The organism is Nonomuraea angiospora (genome assembly GCF_014873145.1).
Classification (GTDB): domain Bacteria; phylum Actinomycetota; class Actinomycetes; order Streptosporangiales; family Streptosporangiaceae; genus Nonomuraea; species Nonomuraea angiospora.
In genome coordinates this window covers 7,703,105-7,718,799 of the sequence record NZ_JADBEK010000001.1, presented here as the reverse complement: position 1 = coordinate 7,718,799, position 15,695 = coordinate 7,703,105, and the positions used below count along the sequence as shown (strand labels likewise).

Below are 15,695 nucleotides of genomic sequence, written 5' to 3'. Positions count from 1 at the left end.
GCCGTGCTTGCCTGGGGGCCCTCCAGGAAACGCTCGCTGACCCTTCACCGGCGGGTCGCCGCAACGCGAGCCCAGCTAGGCCAACTCCATGGTCAGGGGTACCGCCGGGCGTAATTTCCTATTCGGTCAGCGTAGAATGCGTTCGTTCTTTCGCGTGTTCCCCCTGGAGGCATGGCCATGGCCCGTCCCCTCATGCTGCTCGCGCTGGCCGTGGCGCTCGTCGGCTGCGCGCCGGTCGACAACACGTCGAGCTCGGCCAGCCCGATCGCGTCCGCGTCCACCGCGTGCACCAAGGACCAGCTCAAGCTGGTCAACGCGGGCAAGCTGACCATCGGCACCGACAAGCCCGCCTATGAGCCCTGGTTCAAGGACGACGACCCGAGCAACGGGCAGGGCTTCGAGAGCGCGGTGGCCTTCGCCGTGGCGGGAGAGCTCGGCTTCGACCGCACCGAGGTGCAGTGGAGCACCATCAAGTTCGACTCGGCGTTCGCCCCTGGGGTCAAGCAGTTCGACTTCGACGTCAACCAGGTGTCCATCACGCCCGACCGCGCCAAGGCGGTCGACTTCAGCAAGGGCTACTACACCGTCAAGCAGGCCATCGTGGCGATCGACGGGAGCAAGTTCGCCGGGGCGAAGAGCCTGGCCGAGCTGCAGAACGCGAAGATCGGCGTACAGGTGGGCACGACCTCGCTCGAAGCGGTCAAGAACGTCATCAAGCCCGCCGACGACCCCAACGTCTACAACGAGCAGATCGACGCCGTCAACGCGCTGAAGAACAAGCAGGTGGACGCGCTGGTCGTGGACCTGCCGACGGCGTTCTACGTGACGGCCGCGCAGGTCGAGAAGTCCAAGATCGTGGGGCAGTTCAGCTCGACGGGCGGCACGCCCGAGGAGTTCGGGCTGGTCATGGAGAAGGGCAGCGCGCTCAAGCCGTGCGTCGACAAGGCCGTTGAGGCGCTGAAGTCGAAGGGCGAGCTGGCCAAGATCGAGCAGCAGTGGCTCGGCTCGGCGGCGGGCGCCCCAGAGCTGCGATGAGCGAGTTCGACGAACCCGGCAAGTCCGCAGCGGGCGAACCTGGCCAGACGGCGGTGGGCGAGTTCGGCGGGCCCCGGAACGGCGGGGTCGGTGAGTGGGTCAAGTCGGAGCGGCAGGTCGAGCGGGAGCGGGTGCGCCGGTCACACGCCCGCCGCTCCGCCTCGATCGCGACGGTCTCGACGATCGTCTTCATCGTGCTGGTCGTCTCGATCGTCACGAACTCACCCGGCTGGCCGCGGGTGCAGGACAAGTTCTTCAACCTCGACGAGTTCGTCAAGGCGCTGCCCGACGTGCTGAGGGGCTTCCTGCTCAACATCAAGATCTTCCTGATCGCCGAGCCGCTGATCCTGGTCGTCGGGCTGCTGGTGGCGCTGGCCAGGGGGATCAAGAAGCCCGCGTTCTTCCCGATCCGGGCGCTGGCCACGCTCTACACCGACGTCTTCCGCGGCGTGCCGACGATCCTGGTGATCTACCTGATCGGGTTCGGGCTGCCCGCGCTCCAGCTTCAGGGCATTCCGACCGACCTGGTGACGCTGGGCGTCATCGCGCTGACGCTCTCGTACGGCGCGTACGTGGCCGAGGTGTTCCGCTCGGGCATCGAGTCCATCCACCCGAGCCAGGTCGCGGCGGCCCGCTCGCTGGGGCTGGGCCACATCAAGACCATGCGGTTCGTGGTACTGCCGCAGGCCACCCGCAGGGTCGTGCCGCCGCTGCTCAACGACTTCGTATCGCTGCAGAAGGACACCGCGCTCGTGGCGACCATCGGGCCGCTGGAGGCGCTCAGGCAGGCGCAGATCCACGTGGCCAGCACCTTCAACTACACGGCCTACCTGGTGGCGGCCCTGCTGTTCATCCTGCTCACCATCCCCCTGGCCAGGTTCACCGACCACCTGGCGGCCCGCACGCGCAGGAGGCGTGGCGCATGAGCGAGCAACCAATGGGACACAACCTGCTCACCATTGACGGGGTGTGGAAGAACTTCCGCGGCCACAGCGTGCTGCGCGGCATCGACCTCGAGGTGCGCCCGCACGAGGTGGTGAGCCTCATCGGGGCCTCCGGCTCGGGCAAGTCCACGCTCCTGCGCTGCGTCAACCTGCTGGAGACCGTGGACGACGGCGTGATCCTCCTCGACGGCGAGGACATCACGGACCCGCGCGTGAACGTGGACGACGTGCGCAAGCGGCTGGGCATCGTGTTCCAGGCGTTCAACCTGTTCCCGCACATGACCGTCCTGGACAACGTCACGCTGGCGCCCCGCCAGGTGCACAAGGTGGCCAAGGGGGAGGCCGAGGAGCAGGCGCACGGCCTGCTGGCCAGGTTCGGGCTGGCGGACAAGGCGCGGGCGTACCCCGACCAGCTCTCGGGCGGTCAGCAGCAGCGGGTGGCCATCATCAGGGCGCTGGCCACGCAGCCCAGGCTGATGCTGCTGGACGAGGTCACCTCGGCGCTCGATCCCGAGCTGGTGCTGGAGGTGCTGGGGGTCATCAAGGAGCTCAAGGAGTCGGGCATGACGATGATCCTCACGACTCACGAGATGAGCTTTTGTCGCGATATTTCGGACACGGTGTGCTTCCTTGACGGCGGCGTGCTCCTGGAGAAGGGCCCCGCCGAGCAGATCTTCACCGAGCCGGAGAACCCCCGCACGAGGGAGTTCCTGCGCAGCGTCCTGGAGTCAGGCCGACTCTAGCGGCGCCGACTTGAACGCGGAGCGGGCCGGTTCTAGGCCGTGTTTCATAAGGCTCTGAGCCACACGTTGATCGCAGCGATGGTGACGACGGCTTCGTAGCGGACGGCGAGCTTGTCATAGCGGGTGGCCATGCCGCGATTGTTTTTGAGCAGGCTGATGCCGCATTCCACAGCGTGGCGCAGCCGGTATTGCGCGGGGTCGAAAGCGGGCGGGCGGCCTCCCTTCGACCCCTTGGCCCGCCGGTGCGCGTCCTGATCAGCCTTGCTTGGAATGCACGCCCGGATGCCCCGCCGACGCAGGTAACCCCGGTTGGCCTTGCTGGTGTAGGCCTTGTCGGCCATCACCCAGTCCGGGCGAGTCCGCGGCCGGCCGCCGCCGAGCCGAGCCACCCGGATTCGGCCCAGCACCACCGTGAACTGCGGACTGTCGCCCCGCTGCCCCGCGGTCACCACCGCAGCCATCAGCTTGCGCCCTTGCTCACACGCCAGATGAGTCTTGGTGGTCAGCCCGCCACGCGAGCGCCCCAGCGCATGATCAGCCGGCTCGGCCCACATCCCACCGGGCGGCTCCTTCTGCGCATGACCGTCCCGGCGTGCGCCGGCCGCGTGCTGGTGAGCCCGGACGATGGTGGAGTCCACGCTCACCGTCCAGCCGATCTTCCCGGCGGCGTCGGCGCACGCCTGCAAGGCCGCCAGGATCCGAGCCCAGATCCCCGCCCGCTGCCAGCGCCGGAACAGGCCATAGACGGTGAACCAGTGGCCATAGCAGGCGGGCACGTCCCGCCACGGCGCCCCGGTCCGGATCCGCCACCGGATCCCGTCGATCAACTGCCGTCTGCTCCACTTCGGCGGACGCCCCCTGGCCGGACGCGCAGGCAGGTGCGGCTCCAGTGCCGCCCACTGTGCGTCGGTGAGGTCGTGCCGCCTCATTGCCGCTACGCTGGCCACGAGGTCTCCGGTGTTTCGTTCTTCTTGGTCGTTGAACCAACTACCGGAGACCTCATCTATTTGTCGATCTTCGACACGCCGCACCAGCCAGGTGACTGGGATGGCTTTCCTCCCCCGCACAAGACATGCCGGATGGGGCGTGATCGGACGTCCTAACGGCGGCACCCGGGCGGCGGTGCAGAAAACCACACCGCGACCGCCTGCGCCGGTTATCTGAGCGTGAACCACCTGCCACGATGTGCTCACCAACAGCGGAAACCCGGTCATCCACAGGCCGGGCCCGTCCCACGACGGCACAAGGCAGGGGTACGTGAACGTAGAGGCGGAGATCCTCGGCTTGAAGCTGCGTATGCAAGCACTCGAAGCTCAACCATGTCCCGGCCCGGTCATCACAGCCATCGCGATCGCCGTCGCCCTGGTGACGGCCGAGGTGACCGATGCCCGAGCCGAGATCACTCAAGACCTGGCGGCCATGGGCATCGAGATCGAAGGCCTTCGCCGACAGACGAACCAGCACATCACCTCCGCTCAACGCGACACCCCGGCCTGGTACGACGCTCTCCAACACGACCTGAACGAACTGCGGCTCAGAATCGATCACTTGCTGGAGAAACCCGGCGCCTAAGACAGCGAGAGGCCTCCGCATACGCTCTGCGCCGCATTTTCAAAACACGGCCTAGCGGCGGTGGCGGCCGCCGCGTACCGGCTCGAGCGGGGTGCGCGGGCGGGCCAGCAGGCTGTGGCGGCGGCCGTACAGGAGGTAGACCAGCAGGCCGAAGGCCATCCACAGGGCGAACCACGCCCAGGTGAGCAGTTGCAGGTTCACCATCAGCCAGAGCGTGGTCACCAGCGACAGCCCGGGCAGCAGCGGCGAGAGCGGCACCCTGAACCCCCGCTCCAGGTACGGCATGCGCCGCCGCATCACGATCACCCCGGCCGCCACGAACGCGAACGCGAACAGCGTCCCGATCACCACGAGCTCCTGCATCGTGAGCACCGGTACGAACTCGGCCAGCACGATCGCCACGAACCCGATCACCAGCGTCACCCGGGTCGGAGTGTGATATTTCCGGCTGACCGTCGCGAGACCGCGCGGGATCAGCCCGTCACGGGCCATCGAGAACAGCACCCGCGTCTGCCCCACGATCAGCACCAGGATCACCGTCGTCAGCCCGAGCACCGCGCCCACGTCGATGACGTGCACCATCCAGTCCACGCCGACCGCCCGGAACGCCCCGGTCAGCGGCGCGTCCTCGGAGATCTTCGTGTACGGGACCATGCCCACCATGACCAGGGCCACCGCGATGTAGAGCACGGTGGCGATGATCAGGCTGCGGATCATGCCCTTGGGCACGGCGGCGGGCGCGTTCACGGTCTCCTCGGCGGAGGTGGCCACGATGTCGAACCCGATGTACGCGAACGCGATGGCCGAGGCCGCCGCGAAGATCCCGAACCAGCCGAACGCGTGGCTCTGCCCGACCAGGATCTCCAGCACGTTCGTGGGCGGCTTCGGCAGGATCTTGGACGGCACGTGGAACTCGCCGAAGTTCCGCACGTCGATGTGGGGCAGGCCCACGACGATGACCGCCCCGATGGCCAGCAGCTTGGCCGCCACCATGACCCACAGCGCCCGCAGCCCGATCCGCGCGCTGACCGCCACCACGCCGGTGAGCAGCACCAGGATCACGAACACGAGCACGTCGCCGACGAGCTCCTGGTGCGGCACGCGTACGCCGAAGTTGGAGATCGCCCCGACCGTGATCGCGGCCCACGCCCTGGCCACCACGGCGGCGGCGAACTGCAGCTCCAGGATCAGCGCCCAGCCGATGATCCACGCCCAGACCTCGCCGAAGATGACGTACGTGAAGGTGTAGGCGCTGCCCGAGGTCGGCATCGTGGACGACAGCTCGGCGTAGCACAGGCAGGCGAGCAGGCAGGCGATGCCCGCGATCATGAAGGACAGGATGACGCCGGGGCCCGCCGTGGTGGCCGCCTGCTGCCCGGCGATGGAGAAGATGCCGGCGCCGATGATCACACCGAGTCCGAGCACCACCAGATCGGCCGGGCGGTAGAGCTCGGCCAGGCTGTGGCGGGCGCCCGTGCGCAATCCGGTCGCCTCGGAGGGCGGCAGTCGCCGCAGAATCGTGGACAAGCAACACCCCGCTCAGGGAACGCGCCCACAATGTCTCACCACTCGGACAACGGCAAGCACAGGACGGTCACAGTGTTTCCGCAGATCACTGCAGGTAGCGGGGCCTGCGCCCATAGTTAGAGTGCCTACGCCCCGGTCACCAGCCAGGCGGTGCCGGCGGCCCGGCGTACGAGGCTGACCAGGCGGGCGATCATCCACACCCCGAGCGCGCACCACAGCGCGACCACCCCGAAGCCGGAGGCGAGGAGGGCGGCGGGGAGGTAGGCCAGCGTCGTCCACACCCCCGCCCACGCCAGGTAGCGCTGGTCGCCCGCGCCGATCAGCACGCCGTCGAGCACGAACACGACCCCGCACACCGGCTGGAACGCCGCCACCGGCCACATCAGCGCCAGCAGCAGGTCGGTGACCCGCGGGTCCGTGTCGAACAGCCCGGGCAGCAGCGGCCTGGCGGCCACGACCAGCAGGCCGAGCAGCACGCCCGACCAGATGCCCCACTGCACCATCCGCCTAGTCGCGGCCCTGGTGGAGGCGACGTCCCCCGCGCCCAGCGAGCGTCCCGTGATGGCCTGCCCGGCGATCGCGATGGCGTCCAGCGCGAACGCGAGCAGCGTCCACACCTGGGTGGCGATGGCGTACGCGGCCAGCTCAGCCTCGCCCATCCTGGTGGCGATCACGGTGGCCGCGAGCAGCACCACCCGCAGGCAGAGGGTGCGCACGAGCAGCGCGAACCCGGCCGTGCCCGCCTCCTTGACCCCCGCCAGGCCGGGCGTGAGCGGCGTCCCCAGCCGCCGCGCGCCCCGCGCCACCACGGCGAGGTAGACGGCCGCGCCCAGCGTCTGCGCGATCACCGTGCCCCAGGCCGACCCGGCGATGCCCCACCCCAGCCCCAGCACGAACCAGGCGTTCAGGACCGCGTTCAGCACGAACGAGCCGATGGCGACGACCAGCGGCGTGACGGTGTCCTGCAGGCCGCGCAGCACCCCCGTCCCGGCCAGCACGACCAGCATGCCGGGCGCGCCGAGCAGGCTGATCCGCAGGTACGTCACGGCCTGCTCGCCCTGTCCCTCGGCCGCCCCGAACAGCTCCACGACGGCAGGGGCCAGCGGCCAGCACACGGCGATCAGGAGCGCGCCGATGGCCAGGGCCAGCCAGATCCCGTCCACCCCGCTGCGCATGGCCCGCGCGTGGTTCCCGGCGCCCGTCTGCCGCGCCACGGAGGCCGTGGTGCCGTACGCGAGGAAGACGCACAGGTTCACCAGGGTCGCGAGGACCGTGCCGGCCACCCCCAGCGCGCCGACCGCCGTGGTGCCCAGCCCGTGGCCCACGATGGCGTAGTCGGCGAGGAGGAAGAGCGGCTCGGCCACCAGCGCGCCGACCGCCGGAACGGCAAGCCGGAGTATCTCCCGATCCCGGGGGGTAATGGGCATTTGTCCATTATGGCCATTACACGGCGTGTCGGCGAAACTTTCTTTTCTCCACAGCCGGTGGATATCGTTTGCCCAGCTCAGAGGCGGTTCGGTGGATATCCGAGAGAGTTATCCACAACTGCTGTCCACAGGCCTTTCACACCCTGGGCACGGTAGTGCACAGCTTGGCCACAGGGTTGTCCACAGGTCACGTTGCCGTCGGCTCCCGACTCCGAGAAACTGTCAGACCGGTCGGCTACAAGTGGGGGTGGTGCGACCGCCTGCAAGTGTTCGAGGGGGCGCGGTGAGCATTGACGACGAGACGGGCGCAGGCCCTGGGTTCGAGCGCACCCCGCCGCACAACATCGAGGCGGAGCAGTCGGTCCTGGGCGGCATGCTGCTGTCCAAGGACGCCATCGCCGACGTCGTCGAGATCCTGCGCTCCGACGACTTCTACCGGCCCGCCCACCAGATGGTCTACGACGTCGTCACCGACCTCTACGGAAGGGGCGAGCCCGCCGACGCGGTCACCGTCTTCGACGAGCTGCAGAAGCGCGGCGAGATGGCCAGGGTGGGCGGCGCCGCCTACCTCCACACCCTCACGGCCGTCGTCCCCACCGCGGCCAACGCCGGCTACTACGCCAAGATCGTCAGGGAGCAGGCCATCCTGCGCCGCCTCATCGAGGCTGGCACCCGCATCGTCTCCTTCGGCTACGGCGGCCAGAACGAAGAGGTCGACGACCTCGTCGACCGCGCCCAGGCGGAGATCTACAAGGTCACCGAGCGCCGCACCTCGGAGGACTACGCGCCCCTGGCCGACATCATGCCCGGCGCCCTCGACGAGCTGGAGGCCATCGGCAGCCGCGGCGGCCAGATGGTCGGCGTGCCGACCGGCTTCCAGGACCTCGACCAGCTCACCAACGGCCTCCACCCGGGCCAGATGATCGTCGTGGCCGCTCGGCCCGCCATCGGCAAGGCGCTGGCGCTGGACACGCCACTGCCGACGCCGACCGGATGGACGACGATGGGCGAGGTCCAGGTCGGCGATCAATTGATGGGGGCGGACGGCAGGCCGACCCGGGTGCTCGCGGCGACTGAGGTGATGTACGACAGGCCGTGCTACGAGGTGGAGTTCAGCGACGGCACGGTGATCGTCGCGGACGCTCAGCACCAGTGGCGCACCAGCACACGCGCAGCCAGGAAGGCACGGCATGCCGGACAGTCCTTCTATTGGCCTGCAGAGGCCATCCGGCGAGTGCGGGAAGCGTACGAGGCGGCGCAGGCTGACCCAGACAGGCCCGTCACCCATAGGCAGGCCGTCGAAATCGTGGGAAGAGAGTTCCGCCATGTCCTCCACACGGTGTTGAAGGACATCCCTGCCATCGAGAAGACGCCCCTTGGAGTGGGAGGGCCGAGCGGCCCCAGCAACGGCCGGCCTGCCCCGGCGTATCCTGCGGCAACGCTCTTCGGCCATCTTCACGAACGGGTCGGCAGACCCAAGAACGCAGCCACGACGGCGCGGCACCAGGATGTGGTCACCACTGAGGAGATCGCCGCCTCGCTCCGCTGCGCCGGCGCCGACGGGCGACCCAACCACGCGGTCGCCGTGTCCGCACCGTTCGTCCTCGATGAGCAAGAGCTGCCGCTGGCCCCATACGTCCTGGGGGTCTGGTTGGGTGACGGCCACACGGGATGCGCACGCTTCAGCACCACGGACGCGGAGATCGTCGCCAACGTCGAGGCTGAAGGGGTGCTGGTGCGGCGGGTGGGATCCTCGCTGACCCATCAGCTGACTTTGCCCGAGCCGACAACGGTCTCCCCGTTGATGTGCTCTGACTGCGGAGCCCCGACGGGAGCTCGCGTCCGCTGCGAGGCCTGCCATCGCGAGCATGGCAGCGTCCAAGCAGTTCTGCGTACGCTCGCTGTGCTCAACGACAAGCGAATTCCGTCGAGTTACCTGCGTGCCTCGGAGCGGCAGCGGCGTGATCTCCTTGCAGGACTACTGGACACCGACGGATACGTCAACAGCCGTGGGCAGGTCCAGTTCGCGGTGACCAACCGGCGGCTCGCGCACGATGTGCATGAGCTCATCCTGAGCCTCGGCTACAAGGCGACGATGCGCACCAAGCCCGTGAAGGGCAGGACGGAGGAATCTTCGACCTGCTACATGATCAACTTCACTCCGTCCGATCCTGTGTTTCGTCTGGCTCGCAAGGCGGAAAGGCAGGTCAAGGTCGCGAACCCGGTTACGCGCGTGCGCTACATCGTCGATGTGCGTCCCACCGATTCCCAGCCCGTCCGATGCGTGGAAGTGGACAACGCCGACCACATGTACCTGGCGGGCAAGACGTGCATTCCCACGCACAACAGCACGCTAGGTCTGGACTTCGCTCGTTCAGCGGCTATCAAGCATGGGATGACCACGGTCATCTTCTCGCTGGAAATGTCGCGCAACGAGATCACCATGCGTCTGCTGTCCGCCGAGGCCCGGGTCGCCCTGCACGCCATGCGCTCGGGCATGATGGGCGACGACGACTGGACGCGCCTGGCCCGGCGGATGAGCGAGGTGGCGGAGGCGCCGCTGTTCATCGACGACTCGCCCAACATGTCGATGATGGAGATCCGGGCCAAGTGCCGGCGGCTCAAGCAGCGTAACGACCTGCGGTTCGTGGTCATCGACTACCTCCAGCTGATGAGCTCGCCGAAGAAGACCGAGAGCCGCCAGAACGAGGTCTCGGAGATCTCCCGTGCGATCAAGCTGCTGGCCAAGGAGCTGGAGGTGCCGGTCATCGCGATCTCCCAGCTCAACCGTGGCCCGGAGCAGCGCACGGACAAGCGCCCCGCGGTGAGCGACCTGCGCGAGTCCGGAAGTATTGAGCAAGATGCGGACATGGTCATTTTGCTCCATCGTGAGGATGCTTACGAGCGTGAGTCGCCCAGAGCGGGTGAGGCGGACCTTATAGTTGCCAAGCATCGAAATGGTCCAACTGCCACCGTCACTGTTGCCTTCCAAGGGCATTATTCTCGCTTTGTTGACATGGCTGCCCACTAGTATTATTTAGTGTCATTTTCTCATTCGCGATGACACCTGAATCGCACAAGTGACTGGGATCGAGAGTTTGCCAGCGGCATCAATGGCTTTCGGCTTAACCCTCACATCCTGAGATGCATTGCTCGCGTACCGTAGCCGCATGGTGCTTTGCCGGCAATGACCCCACGATGTGGGGTCATTGCCGGGAGATGATGAGCCAGGGCCGCCGGGGCGGCCCGCCCCTCGACGGAGGGACGGGTGGGCCGCCGGTCCGGTCTATGCTCAGGCCCATGGCACTGGAATGGGAACAGATCATCGTCGACTCCGCCGACCCCGTCGCTCTCGGGCGCTGGTGGGCCGAGGCTCTCGGCTGGGTAGTGGTCGACGAATCCGAGGAGATCATCGAGATCCGGCCTGAGCCGGACCAGATGCCGGGGCTGCTCTTCGTGCCTGTCCCCGAGGGCAAGACGTCGAAGAACCGGCTCCACCCCGACTTCCGCCCCGACGACCAGGAGGCCGAGGTCGCCCGGCTGCTCTCCCTCGGTGCCCGGCGCGCCGACACCGTGCAGGACGAGCAGCACTGGGTGACCCTCCTCGACCCGGAGGGCAACGAGTTCTGCGTCCTGAGTGAGCGGAAGAGCTGAGCGGAAGCACTGGCGGAAGCGCTGAGCGGGGGCCGGGCAGTTGTCCGGGGCCCCGACGTCCCACACAGCAACACGGACAGAATTGACACGGAAGCCGGATGGCGGTGGCGCGGCGCACCCGAGCGGGCCGGCACCGCCGGGTTCGTGCCGCGCGAGTTCCTGCTCTCCTGCCCGGACTGTCCTGCGGTTCTCTGACCTACGCGGCACGACGTCGCGACGGCCTAGCCCTCCGTGCCAAGCCCCTGAGACGAAACCATGCTCCGCAGGTCAGACGCTCGGCGGGTGACACAGAAACTGAGACCCTACATCGCTGTCCAACCGCCAGAACGGCCTATGGGTTCGCTGCCGTCAAGCCGCCTCGTCCGTGGAATCGGGAGCGGGAGCCAGCCGCACGCTGCCGGACTGGGGCTGCTCGTCGGGGAAGACCCACTTCCGGAGTGCCCAGAAGCGGAAGACCATGGCGATCAGCGTGCCGATGATCTGCGCGCTCATGAAGTCGGCGATCTCCTGGGTCACGAGGCTCACGTCCGGGGTCTCCAGGTGGAACACGTACCGGGAGATCCACAGCGGCGCGGAACTGAGGATCAGACCGACGCCACTGACCAGGAAGAACAGCGCCGCCTCGTGACGGCGCTCGCGGCCGCCCCTGGTCCGGAACGACCATTCGCGGTTCAGCACGTAGGACACGATCGTCGCCACGAGCACCGCGATGATCTTCGCGGTCACCGGCTTCGGCTCCAGAATGGTGAGCTTCAGCCCGTAGAACACCGTGTTGTCCACCAAGAACGTTGTTCCACCCACCACGGCGAACTTCAGCAGCTCACGATGCTTCAGCGCAAGTGCGTGCAGGGGTTCCGGCAATCGTGCGAGTACTGCCTTCGCTATTCGGAGCACCCTCGATCTTCTCACCGGTTGAGCGGTGCCGCGCGTATCCTTCTTTCGTGACACTGCGGTTCGAGATGCGCGCGTCCGACTCGCCGTGGGTCGACACCGTGTGGAGCTGTACGAGCGGGCATGTCGCGGAGATGACCTCCGTTGCGGCGGTGTGCTGGGGCCTGGTTTTCTGGAGGCGCGACGGCAGGGCGTACGCAAGTATTACCGGCCCTGAGACCAGGGCCGGCACCGCGCCGGTGCCGGAGGGCGCGAGCTTCGTCGGCATCGAGTTCGCCGTGGGCACGTCGCTGCGGTCAGTGCCCGCGCGCGCTCTGGTCGACGGAGGCGTGGAGCTCCCCGAAGCCAGGCGCGGGACCTTTCTGCTGGACGGCGTCCGCTGGGAATCCCCTGGCTTTGACGACGCCGAAGCCTTGGTGGACCGGCTGGTCCGTTCCGGAGCCGTGGTCCGTGACCCGCTCGTCGCCGAGGTCCGCCGAGGCCACCGTCCGGCGATCTCAGGACGAACCGTCGAACGCCGGTTCCGAGAGGCGACCGGGCTGACCCAGGGCGCCGTACGGCAGATCGAACGCGCACGCAGGGCCTCGGTGCTCCTGGCCGGCGGCGTCCTGGCCGCCGAGGTCGTCTCCAGGCTGGGGTACTTCGACGAGCCGCACCTGGCCCGTGCGCTGCGCCGGTACGTCGGACGTACGGCGCGGCAGCTGCGCGAGGGCGCCGGCGGTGCGATCGCCCTGGATCTGGATCAGCGGACGACGTCGTAGATCAGCTTGACGATCCCGTTGGGATAGGCCGCGGACTCTCGGAGGGTCAGCACCTGCTTGTCCATGTCCGCCTTGCTGAACAGGCTCTTCCCGGCTCCGAGCAGCACCGGGAAGAGGAGCAGGTTGTACCGGTCGATCAGGCCGGCCTCCGAGAGCCGTCGGGCGAGTTCCGCGCTGCCGTGGATGAAGATCGCGCCGCCCTCGCTCTTCTTCAGCTCGACGACGTCGTCAGCCGAGCGCAGGATCGTCGTGGGCCCCCACCCCTCGACGAGGGCGTCGTCGGACAGCGTGGTCGAGAGCACGTACTTGGGCAGCTCCTTGTAGGCCGCGTGGTCGTCCGAGTCGCGCCAGATCGGCGCGAACGCCTCGTAGCTCCGGCGGCCGAACATCAGCGCCGTCGTGTCCTCAAGCTCCTCGCCCTTGAGCGAGAAGGCCTCGGGCAGGAACTCGACGTCCTTGACCACCCAGCCACCGCTGCGGTGCTCCTCGCCCGGCCCACCGCCGGGGGAGTCCACAACGCCGTCAAGCGAAACGAATCCGGTATAGACCAGATCACGCATGTGCTGTTCTCCTCATGGTCCGGTGACGAGGCCGCCAGGTGGATCGAGCGCCCGAGAACATGCTACGAAGCGGCCACCGCGACTGTCTTGTACGGAAACGACGGCAGCGCCTGGCGTGGGTCAGGGGCGGAGCTGGGCGGCGTGGGCGCGGGCGAAGTCGGCGAACGACCGGGCCGGGCGGCCCATCACCTTCTCGAAGTCCGGCGTCGTGTAGTCACCCCACCCTGCCGAGTACGCCGTCAGATACTCCTTGGTGACCGCCGCGATCCACGGGGACACCCCGGCCTCCAGCATCGACCGCTGGGCGTCGTCCGGCGTCAGCGGCTGGTAGGCGATCGGAGTGCCGTACACCTCGCCCAGTGCGCCGGCCGCGTCCCGCAGCGAGATGCTGTCCGGGCCCGTGAGAGTGTAGGTGCTGCCCTTGTGCTGTGCGGGAGCGCGCAGGACCGCGGCGGCGAAGTCGCCGATGTCGTCCACGTCGATCATGCCGAGCCGCCCCTCGCCGGTCGCGCCGTACAAGGTGTCGCCGTTGACCGAGCCGAAAAGGTTCTGCATGAAGAAGGCCGGGCGGATGACGGTCCAGTCGAGGCCCGAGGCCGCGAGCTCGACGTCCGACAGAGCGTGCAGGCGGCCGTTGCGGGTCGGCGCGTCGTGGGCCGCGCCGATGGCCGACATGCGTACGACGTGGCTCACCCCGGCCTTCCGGGCGGCCCAGACGGCGTTCATGCTGGCGTGCGGCGCCTGCGGGCCCATGGCGGTCAGCAGCCACAACGTGTCCACACCCTGGAAGGCCCGGTCGAGGGTGGCGGGGTCGTCCAGATCGCCGACGACGACCTCCGCCCCGGACGGCGCCTTGGCCGCGTCGCGCACGAGGACCCGCACGTCCCCGATGTCGGACAGGGTGCCGGACAGGGAACGGAGGACAGCGCTGGAAACGGTGCCGTTGGCACCCGTGATCAAGATGCTCATGCGATCGACGATATAGTAAGATTCAGTGACAATCAAGATTTATGACTAAATGGAGGGCGTGACGGTGCGCAGGAGCCGGCGCAAGCAGGAGGAGCCCGATCTCGGCATCCTGTCCAGCAGGACCCTTTTCAGCCTGCAGCGGCAGCTGTTCGAGGAGCTGGCCCGGCAGGGGCATCCCGGGCTCAGGCCCCGGCACGGGGCGGTGCTGGCGTACCTGGACGAGGAGGGCAGCAGGGCCACGGACCTGGCCGCGCAGTCGGGCCAGCACAAGCAGGTGATCGGCACGCTGGTGGACGAGCTGGTCGAGCTGGGCTACGTGGAGCGGCAGCCGGACCCGGCCGACCGGCGGGCCAAGCTGATCGTGCCCACCGAGAGGGGCCGCGATCACATGGTCAGGTCGGACGCCATCCTCGCCGCCATGGAGGCGGAGCACGCCGAGGCCGTGGGGGAGGAGGCGTACGCGGAGTTCAAAAGAGTGTTCAAGCTGGTCGCCGAGCGCCAGACCGGCGGCTCAGCCCTGGCGGAGTGACATGACGAGGTAGCGGAAGGCGGGCTCGGCGTCGCCGGGCACGTCCTGGATCAGGGCGGGCCTGGTGGGCGACTCCATGTTGATGCGGGCCAGGTCGCTCTCGATCCCGGTCAGCCCGTCGAGCAGGAACTGTGACTGGAAGGCGATCTGGATGTCGTCGCCGCGCAGCTCGCAGTCGACCACCTCGGCGCCGCGCCCGATGTCGCTGCCGCCCGCCTGGATGAGCACCTGCCCCTGGCTGAACGACAGCCGGATCGCGGTGTTGCGCTCGGCCACCAGGGCGACGCGCTTGATGGCGTTGACGAACGGCGCCACCGCCACGTCGGCCCTGATCGACCAGTCGGAGGTCAGCCGGGAGCGGTAGTCGATGAACTGCTCGTCGAGCAGCCGCACGGTCGTGCTCCGCCCGACGCTCTCGAACCCGGCCACCCCGTCGCCCATCGCGATCGACACCTCGCCGCCGCGCAGCGACTTGGCCACCTCGACCAGCACCTTCGCCGGGACCATGGCCGAGACCGCGAGGTCGGGGCCGGCCGGGCGCCAGGTGAAGTCGCGGGCCGCGATGCGGTAGCGGTCGGTGGCCGCCATGGCCACGGACTCGCCCTCGATGTCGACCCTGATGCCGGTGAGCATGGGCAGCGTGTCGTCGCGGCTGGCGGCGGGCGCGACCTGGCCGACCGCCGAGGCGAACACGCCGCCGCCGATGGCGCCGATGCTCGGCGGCATCGCGGGCAGGGTCGGGAAGTCTTCGACCGGCATCGTGATCAGCCCGAACTCCGCGCTCCCGCAGGTCAGCACCGCCTCTGCGCCCTCGGTGACGATCTCCACGTCGTCGGCGGGCAGGCTCCTGCTGATCTCGGCCAGCAGCCGCCCGGGGATCAGCACGCTGCCCGCCTCGGCCACGTCGGCGTCGACCGCGGCCCTGGCGGAGACGTCGTAGTCGAACGCGGACAGGACCAGCTCGTCGCTCGCCTCCAGCAGCAGCCCGGACAGGACGGGCACCACGGGCCGGGTGGGCAGGACTCGGGCAGCCCACGCCACCGCATCTGCCAGAACATCGCGGTTAACCCGGATTTTCACCTG

15 protein-coding genes are annotated in these 15,695 nt (G+C 68.3%); 8 read left to right on the top strand and 7 right to left on the bottom strand.

Features of this window, described 5'->3' with window-relative positions:
• Positions 1 to 177 precede the first annotated feature (177 nt).
• Genes H4W80_RS35170 through H4W80_RS35160 form a run of 3 tightly spaced genes read left to right on the top strand, consistent with a single transcriptional unit; the run spans position 178 to position 2,722 of the window.
• Positions 178 to 1,035 carry an ABC transporter substrate-binding protein gene (locus H4W80_RS35170; protein WP_192789009.1) on the top strand — a complete coding sequence of 286 codons (858 nt, stop codon included), beginning with the start codon at positions 178 to 180 and terminating at the stop codon, positions 1,033 to 1,035.
• On the top strand, positions 1,032 to 1,961 hold the full coding sequence (locus H4W80_RS35165; RefSeq protein WP_192789008.1) for an amino acid ABC transporter permease: 930 nt from the start codon (positions 1,032 to 1,034) through the stop codon (positions 1,959 to 1,961). The genes H4W80_RS35170 and H4W80_RS35165 overlap by 4 nt, the downstream gene beginning before the upstream one ends.
• Positions 1,958 to 2,722, top strand: coding sequence for an amino acid ABC transporter ATP-binding protein (locus H4W80_RS35160; RefSeq protein WP_192789007.1), 765 nt, complete (start codon positions 1,958 to 1,960; stop codon positions 2,720 to 2,722). Before H4W80_RS35165 ends, H4W80_RS35160 begins: the two co-directional genes overlap by 4 nt.
• A gap of 44 nt (positions 2,723 to 2,766) precedes the next feature.
• On the opposite strand, the gene H4W80_RS35155 is transcribed toward H4W80_RS35160, so the two are convergent.
• Complete coding sequence (locus H4W80_RS35155; RefSeq protein ID WP_192789006.1) at positions 2,767 to 3,651, bottom strand: IS5 family transposase; 885 nt, start codon at positions 3,649 to 3,651, stop codon at positions 2,767 to 2,769.
• Between the two features lie 328 nt (positions 3,652 to 3,979).
• On the opposite strand from H4W80_RS35155, the gene H4W80_RS35150 reads away from it, so the two are divergent.
• Complete coding sequence (locus tag H4W80_RS35150; protein WP_192789005.1) at positions 3,980 to 4,294, top strand: hypothetical protein; 315 nt, start codon at positions 3,980 to 3,982, stop codon at positions 4,292 to 4,294.
• Between the two features lie 51 nt (positions 4,295 to 4,345).
• On the opposite strand, the gene H4W80_RS35145 is transcribed toward H4W80_RS35150, so the two are convergent.
• Entirely contained in the window at positions 4,346 to 5,821 is a 1,476-nt protein-coding gene (locus H4W80_RS35145; RefSeq protein ID WP_225963832.1) for an APC family permease, read from the bottom strand.
• Positions 5,822 to 5,946: 125 nt separating this feature from the next.
• Positions 5,947 to 7,248, bottom strand: a complete 1,302-nt coding sequence (locus H4W80_RS35140) for an MATE family efflux transporter (RefSeq protein ID WP_192789004.1) — start codon at positions 7,246 to 7,248, stop codon at positions 5,947 to 5,949.
• A gap of 283 nt (positions 7,249 to 7,531) precedes the next feature.
• On the opposite strand from H4W80_RS35140, the gene dnaB reads away from it, so the two are divergent.
• Positions 7,532 to 10,279, top strand: coding sequence for a replicative DNA helicase (dnaB, locus tag H4W80_RS35135; protein WP_192789003.1), 2,748 nt, complete (start codon positions 7,532 to 7,534; stop codon positions 10,277 to 10,279).
• A 269-nt stretch (positions 10,280 to 10,548) separates the two neighbouring features.
• The gene (locus tag H4W80_RS35130; RefSeq protein ID WP_216372758.1) at positions 10,549 to 10,902 is read left to right on the top strand and encodes a VOC family protein; all 354 of its coding nucleotides are present in this window, start codon (positions 10,549 to 10,551) and stop codon (positions 10,900 to 10,902) included.
• Between the two features lie 348 nt (positions 10,903 to 11,250).
• On the opposite strand, the gene H4W80_RS35125 is transcribed toward H4W80_RS35130, so the two are convergent.
• The gene (locus tag H4W80_RS35125; RefSeq protein ID WP_318787632.1) at positions 11,251 to 11,703 is read right to left on the bottom strand and encodes a GtrA family protein; all 453 of its coding nucleotides are present in this window, start codon (positions 11,701 to 11,703) and stop codon (positions 11,251 to 11,253) included.
• Positions 11,704 to 11,843: 140 nt separating this feature from the next.
• On the opposite strand from H4W80_RS35125, the gene H4W80_RS35120 reads away from it, so the two are divergent.
• Positions 11,844 to 12,554 (top strand): helix-turn-helix domain-containing protein, encoded by a 711-nt coding sequence (locus H4W80_RS35120; protein WP_192789001.1) that lies wholly within the window; start codon positions 11,844 to 11,846, stop codon positions 12,552 to 12,554.
• Here H4W80_RS35120 and H4W80_RS35115 read toward each other — a convergent pair.
• Both H4W80_RS35115 and H4W80_RS35110 read right to left on the bottom strand, forming a co-directional pair.
• Complete coding sequence (locus H4W80_RS35115) at positions 12,536 to 13,114, bottom strand: dihydrofolate reductase family protein (protein ID WP_192789000.1); 579 nt, start codon at positions 13,112 to 13,114, stop codon at positions 12,536 to 12,538. The two genes, H4W80_RS35120 and H4W80_RS35115, sit on opposite strands and share 19 nt — an antisense overlap.
• Before the next feature lie 120 nt (positions 13,115 to 13,234).
• Entirely contained in the window at positions 13,235 to 14,083 is an 849-nt protein-coding gene (locus tag H4W80_RS35110; protein ID WP_192788999.1) for an SDR family oxidoreductase, read from the bottom strand.
• 49 nt (positions 14,084 to 14,132) lie between these two features.
• On the opposite strand from H4W80_RS35110, the gene H4W80_RS35105 reads away from it, so the two are divergent.
• Positions 14,133 to 14,612: a MarR family winged helix-turn-helix transcriptional regulator gene (locus H4W80_RS35105; protein WP_192788998.1), complete on the top strand. Its 480-nt coding sequence runs from the start codon at positions 14,133 to 14,135 to the stop codon at positions 14,610 to 14,612.
• Here the strand turns inward: H4W80_RS35105 and dnaN are convergent.
• Positions 14,595 to 15,692, bottom strand: coding sequence for a DNA polymerase III subunit beta (dnaN, locus tag H4W80_RS35100; RefSeq protein WP_192788997.1), 1,098 nt, complete (start codon positions 15,690 to 15,692; stop codon positions 14,595 to 14,597). The two genes, H4W80_RS35105 and dnaN, sit on opposite strands and share 18 nt — an antisense overlap.
• Positions 15,693 to 15,695 lie beyond the last annotated feature (3 nt).

Bases quoted from the DNA above. Each gene is read 5' to 3' on its own strand.
- H4W80_RS35170 (WP_192789009.1), top strand. From the start codon at position 178: ATGGCCCGTCCCCTCATGCTGCTCGCGCTGGCCGTGGCGCTCGTCGGC.
- H4W80_RS35165 (WP_192789008.1), top strand. From the start codon at position 1,032: ATGAGCGAGTTCGACGAACCCGGCAAGTCCGCAGCGGGCGAACCTGGC.
- H4W80_RS35160 (WP_192789007.1), top strand. From the start codon at position 1,958: ATGAGCGAGCAACCAATGGGACACAACCTGCTCACCATTGACGGGGTG.
- H4W80_RS35155 (WP_192789006.1), bottom strand. From the start codon at position 3,651: ATGAGGCGGCACGACCTCACCGACGCACAGTGGGCGGCACTGGAGCCG.
- H4W80_RS35140 (WP_192789004.1), bottom strand. From the start codon at position 7,248: ATGCCCATTACCCCCCGGGATCGGGAGATACTCCGGCTTGCCGTTCCG.
- H4W80_RS35130 (WP_216372758.1), top strand. From the start codon at position 10,549: ATGGCACTGGAATGGGAACAGATCATCGTCGACTCCGCCGACCCCGTC.
- H4W80_RS35115 (WP_192789000.1), bottom strand. From the start codon at position 13,114: ATGCGTGATCTGGTCTATACCGGATTCGTTTCGCTTGACGGCGTTGTG.
- H4W80_RS35110 (WP_192788999.1), bottom strand. From the start codon at position 14,083: ATGAGCATCTTGATCACGGGTGCCAACGGCACCGTTTCCAGCGCTGTC.
- H4W80_RS35105 (WP_192788998.1), top strand. From the start codon at position 14,133: ATGGAGGGCGTGACGGTGCGCAGGAGCCGGCGCAAGCAGGAGGAGCCC.